At 68.4% G+C, this 16001-nt stretch carries 18 protein-coding genes; 9 read left to right on the top strand and 9 right to left on the bottom strand.

Annotation, left to right across the window (positions count from 1 at the left end; all coding sequences use genetic code 11):
• Positions 1-5: 5 nt before the first annotated feature.
• Positions 6-881, top strand: coding sequence for a hypothetical protein (locus tag OG223_RS31480; RefSeq protein WP_329255882.1), 876 nt, complete (start codon positions 6-8; stop codon positions 879-881).
• Positions 882-884: 3 nt separating this feature from the next.
• Here the strand turns inward: OG223_RS31480 and OG223_RS31485 are convergent, their stop codons facing one another.
• The 5 genes from OG223_RS31485 to OG223_RS31505 form a co-directional block, all read right to left on the bottom strand.
• A complete protein-coding gene (locus OG223_RS31485; RefSeq protein ID WP_329265571.1) occupies positions 885-1241 on the bottom strand; it encodes a hypothetical protein in 357 nt (118 codons plus the stop codon).
• A gap of 65 nt (positions 1242-1306) precedes the next feature.
• Positions 1307-1597 (bottom strand): hypothetical protein, encoded by a 291-nt coding sequence (locus tag OG223_RS31490; protein ID WP_329255884.1) that lies wholly within the window; start codon positions 1595-1597, stop codon positions 1307-1309.
• Positions 1598-1696: 99 nt separating this feature from the next.
• The gene (locus tag OG223_RS31495; protein ID WP_329255886.1) at positions 1697-2296 is read right to left on the bottom strand and encodes a phage tail tube protein; all 600 of its coding nucleotides are present in this window, start codon (positions 2294-2296) and stop codon (positions 1697-1699) included.
• Positions 2297-2413: 117 nt separating this feature from the next.
• Positions 2414-2827, bottom strand: a complete 414-nt coding sequence (locus OG223_RS31500; protein WP_200691636.1) for a hypothetical protein — start codon at positions 2825-2827, stop codon at positions 2414-2416.
• A 316-nt stretch (positions 2828-3143) separates the two neighbouring features.
• A complete protein-coding gene (locus OG223_RS31505; RefSeq protein WP_329255889.1) occupies positions 3144-3611 on the bottom strand; it encodes a helix-turn-helix domain-containing protein in 468 nt (155 codons plus the stop codon).
• 276 nt (positions 3612-3887) lie between these two features.
• Here OG223_RS31505 and OG223_RS31510 point away from each other — a divergent pair, with 276 nt between their 5' ends.
• From OG223_RS31510 to tuf, 8 genes are all read left to right on the top strand, one after another.
• Entirely contained in the window at positions 3888-4214 is a 327-nt protein-coding gene (locus tag OG223_RS31510; RefSeq protein ID WP_329255891.1) for a WhiB family transcriptional regulator, read from the top strand.
• Positions 4207-4878 carry a hypothetical protein gene (locus tag OG223_RS31515; protein WP_329255893.1) on the top strand — a complete coding sequence of 224 codons (672 nt, stop codon included), beginning with the start codon at positions 4207-4209 and terminating at the stop codon, positions 4876-4878. Before OG223_RS31510 ends, OG223_RS31515 begins: the two co-directional genes overlap by 8 nt.
• A complete protein-coding gene (locus OG223_RS31520; RefSeq protein WP_329255895.1) occupies positions 4875-5075 on the top strand; it encodes a hypothetical protein in 201 nt (66 codons plus the stop codon). The genes OG223_RS31515 and OG223_RS31520 overlap by 4 nt, the downstream gene beginning before the upstream one ends.
• A gap of 146 nt (positions 5076-5221) precedes the next feature.
• Entirely contained in the window at positions 5222-5773 is a 552-nt protein-coding gene (locus tag OG223_RS31525; RefSeq protein WP_329255897.1) for a DUF1707 and DUF4190 domain-containing protein, read from the top strand.
• A gap of 309 nt (positions 5774-6082) precedes the next feature.
• Positions 6083-6454 carry a 30S ribosomal protein S12 gene (gene rpsL, locus OG223_RS31530; protein ID WP_003948652.1) on the top strand — a complete coding sequence of 124 codons (372 nt, stop codon included), beginning with the start codon at positions 6083-6085 and terminating at the stop codon, positions 6452-6454.
• A 3-nt stretch (positions 6455-6457) separates the two neighbouring features.
• Positions 6458-6928 carry a 30S ribosomal protein S7 gene (gene rpsG / locus OG223_RS31535; protein ID WP_005481264.1) on the top strand — a complete coding sequence of 157 codons (471 nt, stop codon included), beginning with the start codon at positions 6458-6460 and terminating at the stop codon, positions 6926-6928.
• A gap of 39 nt (positions 6929-6967) precedes the next feature.
• Complete coding sequence (gene fusA / locus OG223_RS31540; RefSeq protein ID WP_329255900.1) at positions 6968-9097, top strand: elongation factor G; 2130 nt, start codon at positions 6968-6970, stop codon at positions 9095-9097.
• Positions 9098-9240: 143 nt separating this feature from the next.
• Positions 9241-10434 (top strand): elongation factor Tu, encoded by a 1194-nt coding sequence (gene tuf / locus OG223_RS31545; RefSeq protein ID WP_329255902.1) that lies wholly within the window; start codon positions 9241-9243, stop codon positions 10432-10434.
• 126 nt (positions 10435-10560) lie between these two features.
• Here tuf and OG223_RS31550 read toward each other — a convergent pair whose 3' ends face one another.
• The 4 genes from OG223_RS31550 to OG223_RS31560 all read right to left on the bottom strand — a co-directional run bounded on the left by OG223_RS31550 (position 10561) and on the right by OG223_RS31560 (position 15998).
• Entirely contained in the window at positions 10561-11607 is a 1047-nt protein-coding gene (locus OG223_RS31550; protein WP_329255904.1) for a cytochrome P450, read from the bottom strand.
• Positions 11608-11720: 113 nt separating this feature from the next.
• A complete protein-coding gene (locus OG223_RS54000; RefSeq protein ID WP_362982842.1) occupies positions 11721-11801 on the bottom strand; it encodes a tryptorubin family RiPP precursor in 81 nt (26 codons plus the stop codon).
• Between the two features lie 379 nt (positions 11802-12180).
• Positions 12181-13368 carry a hypothetical protein gene (locus OG223_RS31555; RefSeq protein WP_329255906.1) on the bottom strand — a complete coding sequence of 396 codons (1188 nt, stop codon included), beginning with the start codon at positions 13366-13368 and terminating at the stop codon, positions 12181-12183.
• 17 nt (positions 13369-13385) lie between these two features.
• Positions 13386-15998: a hypothetical protein gene (locus OG223_RS31560; protein WP_329255908.1), complete on the bottom strand. Its 2613-nt coding sequence runs from the start codon at positions 15996-15998 to the stop codon at positions 13386-13388.
• Positions 15999-16001 lie beyond the last annotated feature (3 nt).

Raw genomic sequence — 16001 nt, forward strand, 5'->3', positions numbered from 1 at the left:
GGTGGGTGGCCGACAGGGCGGCCGTCCTCGCGCGGGGGGCGCGGTGGGGCAGGGACGAGAGCAAGGCCTACGGGGTGGATGGGAACGCGAGCAACGCGCGGCAGACGCATGTGACCGACTGGCTCGAACAGGCCCCCGATCTTCCTCATCTCATCGCCCGACTCTCCGAACTCGTGCTACGGCTCGGCCATGCCCCCGACGACCTGGTGATCCTGCCCCGCGCCGAACTCGACCGGCGTGAACTGGCCGCCTACAGCGCGGGCTGGGCCGACGTCGTCGAGGAGCAACTCCCGGCCGTGCGGCGGGCGTACGAGCAGCGGATCACCGCCGCCTACATCCAGGGGCAGGAGGACGCTCGCACCGGGCGCCGGCCGCGCCGGGTGCGGGATCGCGATCACGTCGGCGGTGACGTCATCCAGTTGCCGTACGTCCAACTGCTGAGCCCTCCGCCCGAGTTGACGCGAGTAGAAGAGCGCGGGGAACAGGAGCGGGGCGTGGCGGACGGTCCTCGGGGCCAGGTGGAACCCGATATCGCCCTCGATGCCGATGCCGATGCCGATGCCGATGCCGATGCCGATGCCGATACCGACCCCGACATCCTTGTCACCGCCCGCGATGTGCGGGAGAAGCGCCTCGCACCCGCCGAACGGCGTTCGGTCGTGCGGCGCAACGGGCGGCCCAGCGTGCCCCCGCTGACCGCCGGAACCGGGCGCGACAAGGGACGTAGAGCGGAGTCGTCCGAATCCTCGCCGGCCCAGCCCGGCACCATCCGGAGCGAGGGACGCCCCCGGCTTTCCGCCAAGGCCCGTGCCCTCGCTGATGAGTTGGAGGGCCGGGCCTCCGGCGGGCGCCGGGACGGGGAGACTGAGCCGGCTGACTGACAATCAGCCGAAGAACCGGGCCAGTTGGACCGTCGACGGTGCCGTGTCCGCGGCCGCCGTCTCCTCGGTGTCCCCACCCGGTGTCTCCTCGTCCCCGGTCTCCGGCTGCTCGTACGAAGGGCGCGGTACCGGTGCCGGTGGGTCCGGCTGGTCGCCCTCCTCGGAGTTGACGGAGGCGAACATCCAGTTCGCGGCGGCGAGATGGTCCACGGCGGCGGCCAGCAGATGGTCGGTCACCGACCAGTCGGCCGCCTCGCCGTGCAGCTCCCGGTTGAGGGCGCTGTCGTGCGGCAACTGCCGTATGAGCACGGTGAGTCGGCGCGCGGAGAGCCGGTCACGGTGCCAGTCGAGCAGATCGATGCCGTAATAGCGGAGCAGATCCGCTTCGAGGGCCTCGGCGTGTTCGTCGACGAACCCGACGAGGCTCAGCCTTCCCCCAGGCCGAGCCCGGTCTCCTTGCCGTAGGCCTCCAGAATGGCGGCGATGTCCTGCATCGTCACCTCGTGCTGCTCGAAGCGGGCGAACTGCTTCTCGCCCAGGAGGAGTCGGAGCAGCCCGTCCACGTCGTTGTCGTCGAGCTTGCGCAGCGCCTTGGCGGTGGCGCGGGTCAGCTCGGTGGGAAGGGTGTAGCTCTCGGTGTCGAGTTCGAACGACCAGGTGCGGCCGAGGGCTTCGAGCCGCTGGGCGCGGGCTGCGTTGACGTCGAAACGGGCCATGGGGATGAGTGCTCCTTAACGGGCCTAACAGGCCTCAGTAGTAAGGGGAGTTGGGGCCCGGGGTGGGACAGACGGGCTTGCCTGTCCCACCCCGGTGGGTCAGGACGCGGCGTACGCGGCGTCCTTCATCACGAAGCTGGCCAGCGCCGAACCGTCGGCGGCGGACATCGCGGTGAAGGTGATGCCGAGCTGGGCCGCGGACTTGCGGGCCAGCTTGATGTCGTCGGCCGCCGTGACCTGGCCGCGCGGGATGCCGAAGCGGTAGGTCACCGTCGAGCCGTCGCTGGCCCGGACGTCCGTGAACTCCAGCCCGAGAGCGCGCACATCGGCGAACGGCCGGTCGGCGATGTCGTACTGGTAGACGCCCGTCGCGCCGGTCACCGCGCTGACCCCGCCGCCGCCCATGAAGAACGGCAGCGTGTCCTCGTTGAACTGCATCAGGGAGAACTTCAGGGTCAGGTCGCGGTCCGAGTACACGAAGTGCACCGGGCTGACGGCCTGCCACACGTCGATCGGCTCCAGCTTGTCCTTCTTGCTGAAGGTGACACCGTCACCGGAGGTGAACCCGAGGTTCTTCCAGGTCGCCCAGTCGGTGGCGGTGTCGGAGGAGAACGTCGACGGGACGTCGGTGTCGGCCGGGGCGACGTAGAGGCGGCCTACGCCGGCGATGCGGATCTCGGAGGAGTTGGTTCCTGCCATGGGTGAATCTCCTTGTTCTCATGGGGAGTTGTCGTACTCGGGAGCTCCGGGTACGAAGAAGGCCCCGCCGGGGGGAGGCGGGGCCTTCGGTCTGTGGGGCGTGGAGCGCCGTGCGGGTCAGTAGACGTCCACGTACACCTTCATCACCGTGACGTAGCGGTTGGCCGCGGAGTACAGGTAGTCGGGCAGCCAGCGCGGGCCGTCCTGCTCCTCGACCTCGGTGACGAGGTTCGTGCCGTACTTGTGGTTCGCCATCGCCAGGAGGGCCTGACGGGCGTCGTTGGCCAGGACGTGCGCGGCCTGCTTGGTCGGGCCGTACACCTCCAGCTCGATCAGCGGCTGGTCGACGTGGCGCTCGCCGACCCAGGCGCCGCCGCGCCGGTTGACGAACACGGCGGCGGCCGTGCCGTCGAAGTCCGACGGCGCCTGTACGGCGACGATCGCGCCGGAGAGCCGGGAGTCGTCCTCCAGGATGTCGACGATCATCGCCTCGACGTCGGGGAAGGCGCTCGGTGGAGTGGGTGTGGTCATGCCGGGTCACCTCGGGGCAGCTTCGGGAGAGCGTGCGGGACGCGACGAGGCGCTGAGCGGCCGACCTGCGGGCGCAGCTCCGCCGCTGCACCAACTGTGACAGACGAGCGTGCGCGCACGCAACTAAAAACCGAGGGGGAGTGGAAACAGAGGGGGCGCGGAATGGGGTGGGGGGTGGAGGCGGGGGTGAGGGTGGGGGGAGAAGTCTGAGGGCGGGGAGGGAGGGACCAGTTCCCCCGTACCGCGAACCGGTGATCGCCGACGGCCGACCTGTGATCGCCGACGGCCGCTCGTCGACCGGTGACCGGCCGGCCGATCAGTCGGTGACCAGCAGTCGTGCGTCCTCGTGTTCCATGTCCGGCGCCGCCGGCACGTCGTTCGGCAGGAACTGCTCGACCACGCGGACGAACATCTCCCGCCGGTCGGCCGGCACCCCCAGCAGATCCGCGACCTCCTCCAGCGTGGGGCGGCGGGCGAACTCGGCGCCGGGCGCGGGGGAGGCCAAGTAGTCGTGGGGGTCGGCGAGTTCCTCCGCGGTCAGCCGGCCGGAGCGGATGAGCATGTCGCGGACCGGCACCCCCAGCACCCGGGCGAGCCTGCGGGTGGTCTCGAGGTCCGGCATGCTCTGGCGCTGGAGCAGGCGGGTGACGGCGGCCCGGTGGACACCCGCCTCGTCCGCAATCCGGGACTTGCCGCCGCCGCGCGGGCTGTCGATGTCGTAGCCGCGGTCGCGCATCAGGTCCTCGACCCACGCGGCGAACGCGTCCAGATCCTGGCTGGTCATCTGTGTGCTCGCTTCCTTTGGATGGCAGCGAGTTTAGCTTGCTTGCGCGCACAGAATTACGTGCTCGCGTGCAAGCACTGAGAAAAACCGGCCCAATTCGGGGGAGGTTCGGTGGAGATGGGGGCGTGATCACCGGTTTCGTGACGCGTGGTCGTCGCTCCTGTGGGGCGAGTGACGAAAGTTTACGTTGCGAGCGCGCGCGCAATCTGTAAACCTGGACGGCCCGGGTGGCACGTGCCAGACGCTCGTGCCCCACCCGACCGACAGGGAGGCCCCATGTCCACCGACTCGTGCTCACCACCCCGCCCCCACGCCACACCCGCGGGCTGGCAGACCGCCGCCGCCTGCGCCGGGCTCCCGCCCAAGGCCGTCTTCTCCAAGAAGGCCAAGGAGGCCGCCCCGGTCCTGCGCGCCTGCGCCCGCTGCACGGTACGGCGGGACTGCGAGCGGATCGTCGCCCCGGCCGACAACTGGTTCGACGGCGTCTGCGGCGGCCGCCTCTACCGCTCCGGCCGCCCGGTCGAGCTCCCCGCGCACCTCCTCCCGGCCGCCCTGACGGCGCTGCCCGTGCCGCCCGCCGCGCGGGGAGGCTCCCTTGCCTGACCCGAGTCCGGCGTCCGCCGCGACGGACCCGACCGCGCACGCCGCCCTCTGGATCGGCACGCTGCTCCAGCAGTTCCCCGAACTGTCCGTCGAACTCGCCCCCGGCCGCACCGCGCCGGCCCACCGCGCCCCCGCCCCGCCGCCCCCGCCCGACCTCGCCGACCGGCTCCGCGAGGAGCGCGCCGAGGCCCTCCTCCTGGAGCAGCGGCACGGACTCGTCGCCCCCGGCCACGGCGCGGCCCCGCTGCGCCTGCACATCTCCGACACGATCCGGGACATCACGGACGGCGTCGTAGAACTGGAAGAGGCCGTGCGGGAGCGGCTCGGGCTGCCGCGGGTGCGGCGGGCGTCCGTGACCGAGCGGTTGCGGCGGATCGCGGGGCTGCTCGACGAGGTCGCCGGCGACGCCGTACTCGCGGCGCACGTACGGGACGAGACGCGGCGGATGGCGCGGCGGTGCGCCCGCGCGCTGGGGGACACCGAGACCGTCGTACGGGTGTCGGGCCGTTGCCCCTGGTGCGACTCGGTGTCGCTGCGGGCCTTCCCGGACCGGGGCGCGGTGCTGTGTGTGAACCCGGCCTGCCGTTGCTCGGCGCCCGACTGCGGCTGCCACGACGACCCGGCCTACCGGCACACCTGGGACGAGGGGGAGTGGAGCCGATGACGACACCGACGAGGACCGGACCGCCGACCCTGATCCCCGGACCGCTCGCCGCGCGGGAGGCCGGGGTCGCGCCCGCCACCATCCGCAAGTGGGTCCAGGTCGGCCGGCTCCGGGCGGCCGGCCGGGCGGGCCGCGCCCAGTTGTTCCGCCTGGAGGACGTGTTCGCCGCGGAACGCACCGCCCGCCGCACCCGCTGACACCGGCCACACCGCTCCCCTTATATACGGGAGCGGGGTGGCCGGCCTCTTTCCGTATCGTCGGTGTCCGCGGGGAACCCGTGCCGTTTTCGGTGCGTTGGAGCATCATGGAGGCATTCGGTCTCCGGCGCCGGGGGAGGTGTTCCGTGTCGTACCCGACACCGTGGCAGGGGCAGTGGCCGCACCAGCCGTCGCCGGGACAGGGCGGGGCCTCGATGCTGGCCGCGACCGCCGACCGGGAGCGGGCCGTGGACGTGCTCCGGGCGGGCTTCGCCGAGGGCCGGCTGCGGGCGGACGAGCTGGAGAAGCGGGTCGCCCGGGCCTACGACGCCCGCACGGTGGGCGAGTTGATGCTGCTGGTCGCCGATCTGCCCCAGGGCCCGCAGGCGACCCCGGTCCTCCAGGGGCCGACGGGCTTCCGGCCGGTGCCGCCGACGTTCCTGCCGCACCCGATGCCGGCCACCAACGGCAAGGCGGTCGGCGCGCTGGTCTGCGGCCTGCTGACCGTGCCGACGCTCGGACTCACCGGCATCCCCGCGGTGGTCCTCGGTCACACCGCCCGCTCGGAGATACGGCGGACCGACGAGGTCGGCGACGGGATGGCGCTGACCGGACTGGTCTTCGGCTGGCTCTCCATCGCGGCCTGGGCGCTGCTGATCCTGCTGGGCCTGATAGCGGCCTCCGCGTCCTCCGGCTGAGGGCTCCGGGCCGTAGATTCGAAGATCGCTGAGGGGGTGCGGCTTCGGCATGTTCCGTGCCGAGCCGTGGGTGCCACCCATTTGTTTTGACCGCAGCGAATGAGGTAGGTACGCTCAGACCTTGTGCCTGGGGTGTGCCCTGGCTCCCGTGCGTGCCTTGAACCGCACTAAGGGAGCCGACACCGGCCACCGCGATCTGCGCCCCTTTTGCTCACCGGCGAAAGTCTGCGCGATCCGACACACCCGACCGCGTGGGTCGGCGACGTTCCAGGTTAGCTTCACCATCGGCACACAGAAACCGGAGAAGTAGTGCCTACGATCCAGCAGCTGGTCCGGAAGGGCCGGCAGGACAAGGTCGAGAAGAACAAGACGCCCGCACTCGAGGGTTCGCCCCAGCGTCGCGGCGTCTGCACGCGTGTGTTCACGACCACCCCGAAGAAGCCGAACTCGGCCCTGCGTAAGGTCGCGCGTGTGCGTCTGACCAGCGGGATCGAGGTCACCGCTTACATTCCGGGTGAGGGACACAACCTGCAGGAGCACTCCATCGTGCTCGTGCGTGGCGGTCGTGTGAAGGACCTGCCCGGTGTTCGCTACAAGATCATCCGCGGTTCGCTTGACACCCAGGGTGTCAAGAACCGCAAGCAGGCCCGCAGCCGCTACGGCGCCAAGAAGGAGAAGTAGAAAATGCCTCGTAAGGGCCCCGCCCCGAAGCGCCCGGTCATCATCGACCCGGTCTACGGTTCTCCTCTTGTCACCTCCCTGATCAACAAGGTGCTGCTGAACGGCAAGCGCTCCACCGCCGAGCGCATCGTGTACGGCGCCATGGAGGGCCTGCGCGAGAAGACCAGCAACGACCCGGTCATCACGCTGAAGCGCGCGCTGGAGAACATCAAGCCCACGCTTGAGGTCAAGTCCCGCCGTGTCGGTGGTGCGACGTACCAGGTTCCGATCGAGGTCAAGCCCGGTCGCGCCAACACGCTCGCGCTGCGCTGGCTGGTCGGTTACTCCCGCGCCCGTCGCGAGAAGACCATGACCGAGCGTCTGCTCAACGAGCTTCTGGACGCTTCGAACGGCCTCGGTGCGGCCGTCAAGAAGCGCGAGGACACCCACAAGATGGCCGAGTCCAACAAGGCCTTCGCGCACTACCGCTGGTAGTCGCTACCCACGACGAGACCGAGAGAAGACCGAAGCCTTATGGCTACCACTTCACTTGACCTGGCCAGGGTCCGCAACATCGGGATCATGGCTCACATCGACGCGGGCAAGACGACCACCACTGAGCGGATCCTCTTCTACACCGGCGTCAGCTACAAGATCGGTGAAGTCCACGACGGCGCCGCCACCATGGACTGGATGGAGCAGGAGCAGGAGCGTGGCATCACGATCACCTCTGCTGCTACCACCTGTCACTGGCCGCTTGAGGACGACGACTACACGATCAACATCATCGACACCCCCGGGCACGTCGACTTCACCGTCGAGGTGGAGCGTTCGCTCCGCGTCCTCGACGGCGCCGTCACCGTGTTCGACGGTGTCGCCGGTGTCGAGCCGCAGTCCGAGACGGTGTGGCGTCAGGCCGACCGTTACGGCGTGCCGCGCATCTGCTTCGTCAACAAGCTCGACCGGACCGGCGCGGAGTTCCACCGCTGCGTCGACATGATCCAGGACCGCCTCGGCGCGGTCCCGCTGATCATGCAGCTTCCGATCGGTGCCGAGATGGACTTCAAGGGCGTTGTGGACCTGGTCCGCATGAAGGCGCTCGTGTGGTCCGCCGAGGCCGCCAAGGGCGAGATGTACGACGTCGTCGACATCCCGGCCACGCACGCCGAGGCCGCCGAGGAGTACCGCGGCAAGCTGGTCGAGGCCGTCGCCGAGAACGACGACGAGATCATGGAGCTGTTCCTGGAGGGCATCGAGCCCACCGAGGAGCAGCTGTACGCCGCGATCCGTCGCGTCACCATCGCGTCCGGCAAGTCCAACGGCATCACCGTCACCCCGGTGTTCTGTGGCACCGCGTTCAAGAACAAGGGCGTCCAGCCCCTGCTCGACGCGGTCGTGCGCTACCTGCCGACCCCCCTCGACGTCGAGGCCATCGAAGGCCACGACGTCAAGGACCCCGAGGTCGTCGTCAAGCGCAAGCCGTCCGTGGACGAGCCGCTGTCCGCGCTCGCGTTCAAGATCATGAGCGACCCGCACCTGGGCAAGCTCACCTTCGTCCGGGTCTACTCGGGCCGCCTGGAGACTGGCACCGCGGTGCTGAACTCCGTCAAGGGCAAGAAGGAGCGCATCGGCAAGATCTACCGCATGCACGCGAACAAGCGTGAGGAGATCGAGGCGGTGGGCGCCGGCGACATCGTCGCCGTCATGGGCCTGAAGCAGACCACCACAGGTGAGACGCTGTGCGACGACAAGAACCCGGTGATCCTGGAGTCCATGGACTTCCCGGCGCCGGTCATCCAGGTCGCGATCGAGCCCAAGTCCAAGGGTGACCAGGAGAAGCTGGGTGTAGCCATCCAGCGTCTCGCGGAGGAGGACCCCTCCTTCCACGTTCACTCGGACGAGGAGACGGGCCAGACCATCCTCGGCGGTATGGGCGAGCTGCACCTCGAGGTGCTGGTCGACCGTATGAAGCGCGAGTTCAAGGTCGAGGCCAACGTCGGCAAGCCGCAGGTCGCGTACCGTGAGACGATCCGTAAGGCCGTCGAGCGCGTGGACTACACCCACAAGAAGCAGACCGGTGGTACCGGTCAGTTCGCCAAGGTGCAGATCGCGATCGAGCCGATCACCGAGTCGGACGGCCCGGCGTACGAGTTCGTGAACAAGGTCACCGGTGGCCGTATCCCGCGGGAGTACATCCCGTCGGTGGACGCCGGTGCGCAGGAGGCCATGCAGTTCGGCATCCTGGCCGGCTACGAGATGACGGGCGTCCGCGTCACGCTTCTCGACGGTGCCTACCACGAGGTCGACTCCTCCGAGCTCGCGTTCAAGATCGCCGGATCGCAGGCCTTCAAGGAGGCCGCGCGCAAGGCGTCCCCCGTGCTTCTCGAACCGATGATGGCCGTCGAGGTCACCACGCCCGAGGACTACATGGGTGAGGTCATCGGCGACATCAACTCCCGCCGTGGTCAGATCCAGGCCATGGAGGAGCGTGCCGGTGCTCGCGTCGTGAAGGGCCTCGTGCCCCTCTCGGAGATGTTCGGCTACGTCGGCGACCTCCGCAGCAAGACCTCGGGTCGCGCAAGCTACTCGATGCAGTTCGACTCCTACGCCGAGGTTCCCCGGAACGTCGCCGAGGAGATCATCGCGAAGGCCAAGGGCGAGTAACACACACCGTTTGCACGCTTTAGGCTTGACACCGACCGCCGGGGCTCACCCGGGAGGGCAGAGCCCGGCGGGCGGCATCCCAGCAAAGATCACCTGGCGCCGATGAGTAAGGCGTACCAGAACCACTCCGCAGGAGGACCCCAGTGGCGAAGGCAAAGTTCGAGCGGACTAAGCCGCACGTCAACATCGGCACCATCGGTCACATCGACCACGGTAAGACGACCCTCACGGCCGCCATTACCAAGGTGCTGCACGACGCGTACCCGGACCTGAACGAGGCCTCGGCCTTCGACCAGATCGACAAGGCTCCTGAGGAGCGCCAGCGCGGTATCACGATCTCGATCGCGCACGTCGAGTACCAGACCGAGACGCGTCACTACGCCCACGTCGACTGCCCCGGTCACGCGGACTACATCAAGAACATGATCACGGGTGCGGCGCAGATGGACGGCGCCATCCTCGTGGTCGCGGCCACCGACGGCCCGATGCCGCAGACCAAGGAGCACGTGCTCCTGGCCCGCCAGGTCGGCGTTCCGTACATCGTTGTCGCCCTGAACAAGGCCGACATGGTGGACGACGAGGAGATCCTGGAGCTCGTCGAGCTCGAGGTCCGTGAGCTCCTCTCCGAGTACGAGTTCCCGGGCGACGACCTTCCGGTCGTCAAGGTCTCGGCGCTCAAGGCTCTCGAGGGCGACAAGGAGTGGGGCCAGACGGTCCTCGACCTGATGGCCGCCGTCGACGAGGCGATCCCGACCCCGCCGCGTGACACCGACAAGCCGTTCCTCATGCCCGTCGAGGACGTCTTCACGATCACCGGTCGCGGTACGGTCGTCACCGGCCGTATCGAGCGTGGTGTCCTGAAGGTCAACGAGACCGTTGACATCATCGGCATCAAGCAGGAGAAGACCACCACCACGGTCACCGGCATCGAGATGTTCCGCAAGCTGCTCGACGAGGGCCAGGCGGGCGAGAACGTCGGCCTCCTCCTCCGTGGCATCAAGCGCGAGGACGTCGAGCGCGGCCAGGTCATCATCAAGCCCGGCTCGGTCACCCCGCACACGGAGTTCGAGGCCCAGGCGTACATCCTGTCCAAGGACGAGGGTGGCCGTCACACGCCGTTCTTCAACAACTACCGTCCCCAGTTCTACTTCCGCACCACGGACGTGACCGGCGTCGTGACCCTCCCCGAGGGCACCGAGATGGTCATGCCGGGCGACAACACCGAGATGACGGTTACGCTCATCCAGCCCGTCGCCATGGAAGAGGGCCTGAAGTTCGCCATCCGTGAGGGTGGCCGCACGGTGGGCGCCGGCCAGGTCATCAAGATCAACAAGTAGTCTTGGCTGATCCGACCGGTCTCTGACTGGTAGGTCTCGAAGGGGCCCGTACGACTTCGGTCGTACGGGCCTTTTCGCTGTTCCTGGGGTGTTGTTTCTGAGGTGTTGTTCGGCTTCCCCGGGGCGTCAGGCGCGCTTTGTCAGCCGTACGTCCTCGACGCCGAGCAAGCCGAGCAGCGGCACCTTGCCGACGCGCTGGTCCCGGTCCACCTCCAGGCCGGACTTACGGACCAGGTCGAGCAGCAACTCGGCCAGCGGCATCACCATGTGTCGCCCCCAGCAGCGCTCGGAGGAGTGGCCGAAGGGCAGATAGCCGGGGGCGGTGTCCGGATCGAGGTCGTTCCAGCGTTCCGGGCGGAAGCGTTCCGGGGCGTCCCAGAGGGCGGGATCCCGGTGGAAGAGCAGGGGCAGCACCAGAACGTCGTCGCCCTCGCCTATCCGGCCGTCGATGGCCGGATACTCGGGAGACGCGTTGCGCAGGATGTTCCAGGAGGGCGGGAGCAGCCGCAGGGACTCGTGGATGATGTGCCGGTTCGGCATGCCGTCCTCGAAGGGATGGCCGAGCCACAGGGCGTTCGCCACCAGTGTGGAGACCGTGAAGCACACGGGGGCGGCTGCGCGCCGGTAGATCCCCATCGCGTAGCGGCGGTTCTGGTAACCGACCGCCTCGGCCGCGCGGGCGGCCAGGCCCGTGAGGTGGGGCGCGGGGCGGGGCCAGCCCGGCAGGGCGGCTCCGACGGCGATGACGGACCAGGTGAGTTTCGGGGTGAGTTCGAGGTTGCGGCTCATCAGCATCCGCAGCCGGTACGGATCGCCGCCGAGGATCAGGTCGCGCAGGAAGAGGTGTCCGGTCAGCGGCCAGGAACCCGACAGGTCCACGCCCTCGGGCAGCGGCCCGGCGAGTGCCGCACGGACGTCATCGCCGACGGTCCGGGTGACTGCCGAAGCCTCAGTCCTGGAGATGGAGTGTCCGTGCAGCGGTTTGAACGTGGGCCGCTCGGTTTCCCTGGCGCGACGCGCGGCCAGAATGCGGTCGGCGACCTCGGGGCCGGCCACCCCGACGGTGTCCGGCTCCAGCCGGAACACGTCCTGGCCGGGATGGTCCCGCAGCAGGGCGGCCAGACGCGGGGCGAACTCGGTGGCGCGCTCTCTCGGCACGGACGACAGGGACATGGGCGCTCCGGGGCTGTCGGTGGGAAGACATCGTTGTCCCACGCCTCGCGGGGCCGCCAGGACGTGGGACAACGATGTCGGAAGGGTGTCCGGCCAGGACGGGCGGGTCGGGCTCAGTACCAGAGGTACCAGGCGCTCGCCTTCAGGCTCTTGCGAGCGGCGACCTTGTTGCGGACGGCGAAGAGAAGCTTCATCACAGCACCTCCTTTCGATACACGAACGAATCACCGGAACGGCGGAACCCTTCCCCGCCGCTACCGTGACTAATCCGCATCGTTGTCAACTCCTCTCCAGGTAAGGCGAGTTGACAGCCGGTGAGTTGACAGCCGTCAGCCGAGCGAGGTGCCGAGCCGGCAACGGATCCGTCTCCTGTTCACCCTGCGTCGCTTTCCGGCGGCCTGTGCTGGTCTGCGCTACGGCGACCCACGCAAGGACATCGAGAAGTTCATGCGGGCCTACTTCCCGGCGACTCTCAAGACTTTGGGGTGCGGGTGACAGACGAAGCATGACGATGTGGCGGCCCTGGCTGCGGAGGCCGGTGTGGTCCCCCCCCAGCCAGGGCGACGACGACTGTCAGGGCACCTCCAGGATCGTGTCGATGATCCCCTGGGCGTACGCCTGCAACTGCTCGGACCGTTTCTGGTTGAACTTCTTGGTGAACCCGGGCGACGGCAGGAACTTCCTGCTGCGGCCGCCGGCCGCCCGTTCCTCCGGTGACTGGGGCTGTGGCAGGGGCTTACCGCTCTCGGACATCACCTGAACCCCGTCGAGGAAGGCCCAGCTCTCCTGGTTGTCGTCGACCTCGACGGTGAACACGGGGGCGCCGGGACGTGCCCCGAGGCCCTTCGAGGAGGGGACTTCGACGGGTCCCCAGTCGCCGAGGGAGAAGGCCTCGGGCGTAGTGCTCGCCTTGGCGTAGTGGACGACGGGAACGGCCTCGGCCACGTGATTGCCGCGTACGAGCGTCGGGTCCAGCTTGGCGATGGCCTGTGCGGCCTTGAGGGCGAGAGCGTCGTCCGCCCTGCCTTCCTGGGTGCGTGCCGAATCGAAGCGCCGGTCCGTCCCCTTGCCGTCCTTTCCCGCGCTCTGCACCGGGAAGGCCGGGTCCAGAAGGGGGTCGAACTTGCAGATCTCCAGGTCGAACTTCGGGCAGTCCTTGCCGAGTTTGTATCTCGGGTCGACGAAGATGCCCGCGAAGTTCACCCCCTTGATGGCGGAGACGCCGTCCCAGTTCTTGATGTCGTCGTCGCTCATACCGGTCTGGGCCTTCATGCCCGGCAGATCGTCCCTGGTCACCGGATGGGTGCCGTGGACGCTGACGATTCTGATCGGCTGGAACTGCTCGACGAACTGGATGACGTACCGGATTTCCGGCAACTGGGGCAGCGTCAGTTTGGCTTCCCGCAACTCGGTGCCGTCCCGGCCGATCAGCAGCCCTTTCTTCAGGGCGCTCAACGGCTCTCCCGGCGGGGGGAAATGGCGGGAGGGGTGAAATTTCGCACCGCCGGGGCGCGGGATATCCCGCCAGGTGTTGTCCGTGTCTCCGCGCGTCCACTCGTCGGCGCGGGCGAGGAGCCCTCGTTCGGGAAAGACGTCGGGGATGACGACCGCCCCGAAGCGGGTCGGCTTCTTCCGGGCTGCCAGCTTGGTCCGGATCCAGTGCGCCACCTCGATGCCGCCCTGCTCGCTCTCGTGGATCCCCGCCACGATGAGGACGAACTGCGGCTCCGAGCCGAAGAAGACATAGCTGTTCGCGGTCATGAAGGGTCACCGGCCCTTCACTGAGGGGTCCAGTTGCCGTGGCTGTCGAGTTTCCCGAAATCGGGGGTCCACTTGCCGGCCACGATGCGGCCGGGCACCCAGAAGTCACGGCCGTCGACCTGGAACTTGCGCCACTCCGGCAGTGTCTCGTCCGCCCTGAGCCTGATGAGGGTGGTCGGCAGAGAGACCTCCCAGGGATCGCCCTGCGGCACCTCGTCGCCGGGCGCGTCGTCGCGGGCGCGGATCTCCTCGGTGATCGGGAGGTAGTCGGTGTCGGTGATGCCCGGCACGGCACCGCCGCTCCAGATCTGCCCGATCATGAGGAAGTACCGTACGTCGCCTTCGAGTTGAGGGCGGACCGGTACGACGACCCGGGCGGCGCCCGCCTTGAGGAACTCGGCGAACAGCGGGTCGGGATCGTCCGCGAGCGCGTTGGCGTACCACGTCTCGCGGCGGGCCCAGTAGTACGGGTAGAACACGTACATCATGTGTTCCCACTCGAAGGCCTGCTCGAAGAAGCGGATGAACGCCTCCGGGTCGGAGCCGACGACGTTCTGGTTCGAGTGCGGCGGAACGTTCGGGCGCGGGAATGCGGGCGCGGTGGCGTTCACCCTGACGTCGTCGATGTCCGCGTCGTAGAGATCGGTGCCGGAGAGCAGGGAGATGCACGCCTTCTTGAGTTCCGCGCGCTCGATCAGCCTGTTCTGCGCCGGATTGCGGCCGAGCGACACGGTGGTGGCCGTCTGCACCGCCTGGGCCTTCACCTTGTCCTGGTAGACGCTCACCAGGTTCTCGTGGGCGTTGACCAGCGAGTTGTACGTGTCGAGCCGCCACTGCTCCAGCGCGGTGTCGGTCCGTGCGCACGCCACCTCGACCGTGACCGCGAAGTCCCGCGCCTGCTGGGTCTCCACGGCGATCGGTATGCTGCCCTGCTCGTTGATCAGCGTGTTGTCGGGGTCGGGCAGCAGCGCGGCGCCGGGCGGCAGGGTGCCGGCGCCCTTGCACTCGAAGCGGTGTTTGCCGACGAACACCCACATCCGCTCGTCGCCGTCCTCCTCCTCGAAGAGGGTGAAGGCGCCCTGGGCGGTGATGGCCGTCGCTTGGTACCCCTGCGGGATCGTCAGGTCGTCCACGACCGCCAGGTGGTCGTGGTCGTCCTTGTTCCCGGTGAGGCTCTTCGCGACGGTGGTGAAGGGTTCCGGGGGCGCGTTGACGCCCAGGGCGCCGTACTTGCCCATGAACGTGCCGTAGTACGTGGCCGAGTTGAGCTCCGAGGACACGTCGGCCGGTGTGAGCGGCCGGGAGACGACCGTGGGCTTGAGGAGCCCGTCCGGGCCGAGATCACCGGGCCGGACCGCGCGCCAGGGCGGTGTGTTCGCGCTGTCGCTGACGACGACGAAGGGCTCGGGCGGTGTGATCGTCGCCTGGACGCCCTTCACGGTGGTGGCGTCGACGATGAAGGCCGCCGGTTCCGGGACCGTGAGGTCGAACATCAGGCGGCTGCCGTAGTTGAAGGTCTGTGCCTCGTAGACCTTGTTGACCCACTGGTAGACGCCGCTCACGTTCGCGTTGCCCGGGCCGGTGTTCTCGAACGAGTGGAGTTCCCGGTCCTTGAGCACCTCGATGGTGCGGGTCGTCTCCTGCCGCCGCACGGTCTCGGTGACCTTCGTCGCCGCCCGGTTCGTCACATCCCGCGCGTGATCGGTCGCGACCTTGGTGGACTCCTCCTTCGAGAGCTTGTAGGCCACGCTGGCATTCGCGTTGATCTCCACGGCGCCGTACTTCGCGGAGACGTTCACACCGCCGTTGATCGACAGATCCTCGCTGACGGTGTTCTGCACCTCGTTCTTGAAGTCGAACCGCTCGGTCACGTCGAGCGAGGTCGTCGTCTCCGTCGTCTTCGAGGTCTCCGTCACCACGGTCGTGTCGAGGGTCAGGTTGTGGTGCGTGAGCTTCTCCCGTTTCTCGCCCTTGAGGATGTTCTCGATGTTGGCGACATCCCCGGGCTCGTACCGGGTGAGCTGCTGCTTGACGACGAGCAGGTCCCCGACACCGACCGGCTGCGGCAGGCCGCCTCGTAACGGGAACACCGCCGTCGGCAGCACCAGCGATTCGCTCAGCGCGCGCTGGATCTCACCGGCGTTCTCCAGCGAGGTGTCGGCGGCCGCCACCCGTGTGATCAGCCCCGTCAGACGGGTGAGCTGGGCGAGATCGCTGATCGGGTGCGAACGCGTGGCCGGCAGCAGGAAGAGGGCGACGATCGTGTCGTGCACGTTCTGCACGAAGAGCTTGAAACCCGCGTCGGCGACCAGGACCTGCGGCGTCTTCCCGAACCCCGACTTGATCACGGCGGTCAGGTCCGCGGCGTGCTGAGCCGTCGCGGCGGTCGCGGTCAGCTTGTCGTAGGCGCCCTGGTCCGGGATCGCGTCGCTCTCCTTGATGAACCCCAGGCCGTAGTCGCCGATCAGATACCGCCCGGCGACCGTCTGCGCGGTGTCGACCGGACTCTCGCTCTGACGGGCTGAGGCCAGCGCCTTCTGGAACGCGCTGGACGACTGCAGATCTATGGAATGTGTCGGTGCGCTGCGCGCGGGCGCGCGCAGCGCAACAAAACGGAACAGGTCAGTCACTTT

It is taken from the genome of Streptomyces sp. NBC_01478, assembly GCF_036227225.1.
GTDB lineage: Bacteria > Actinomycetota > Actinomycetes > Streptomycetales > Streptomycetaceae > Streptomyces.

Coding starts and splice junctions, on each gene's coding strand:
- OG223_RS31490 (WP_329255884.1), bottom strand. CDS start 1,597: ATGGCCCGTTTCGACGTCAACGCAGCCCGCGCCCAGCGGCTCGAAGCC.
- OG223_RS31495 (WP_329255886.1), bottom strand. CDS start 2,296: ATGGCAGGAACCAACTCCTCCGAGATCCGCATCGCCGGCGTAGGCCGC.
- OG223_RS31500 (WP_200691636.1), bottom strand. CDS start 2,827: ATGACCACACCCACTCCACCGAGCGCCTTCCCCGACGTCGAGGCGATG.
- OG223_RS31505 (WP_329255889.1), bottom strand. CDS start 3,611: ATGACCAGCCAGGATCTGGACGCGTTCGCCGCGTGGGTCGAGGACCTG.
- OG223_RS31510 (WP_329255891.1), top strand. CDS start 3,888: ATGTCCACCGACTCGTGCTCACCACCCCGCCCCCACGCCACACCCGCG.
- OG223_RS31520 (WP_329255895.1), top strand. CDS start 4,875: ATGACGACACCGACGAGGACCGGACCGCCGACCCTGATCCCCGGACCG.
- rpsG (WP_005481264.1), top strand. CDS start 6,458: ATGCCTCGTAAGGGCCCCGCCCCGAAGCGCCCGGTCATCATCGACCCG.
- fusA (WP_329255900.1), top strand. CDS start 6,968: ATGGCTACCACTTCACTTGACCTGGCCAGGGTCCGCAACATCGGGATC.
- OG223_RS31550 (WP_329255904.1), bottom strand. CDS start 11,607: ATGTCCCTGTCGTCCGTGCCGAGAGAGCGCGCCACCGAGTTCGCCCCG.
- OG223_RS54000 (WP_362982842.1), bottom strand. CDS start 11,801: ATGAAGCTTCTCTTCGCCGTCCGCAACAAGGTCGCCGCTCGCAAGAGC.
- OG223_RS31555 (WP_329255906.1), bottom strand. CDS start 13,368: ATGACCGCGAACAGCTATGTCTTCTTCGGCTCGGAGCCGCAGTTCGTC.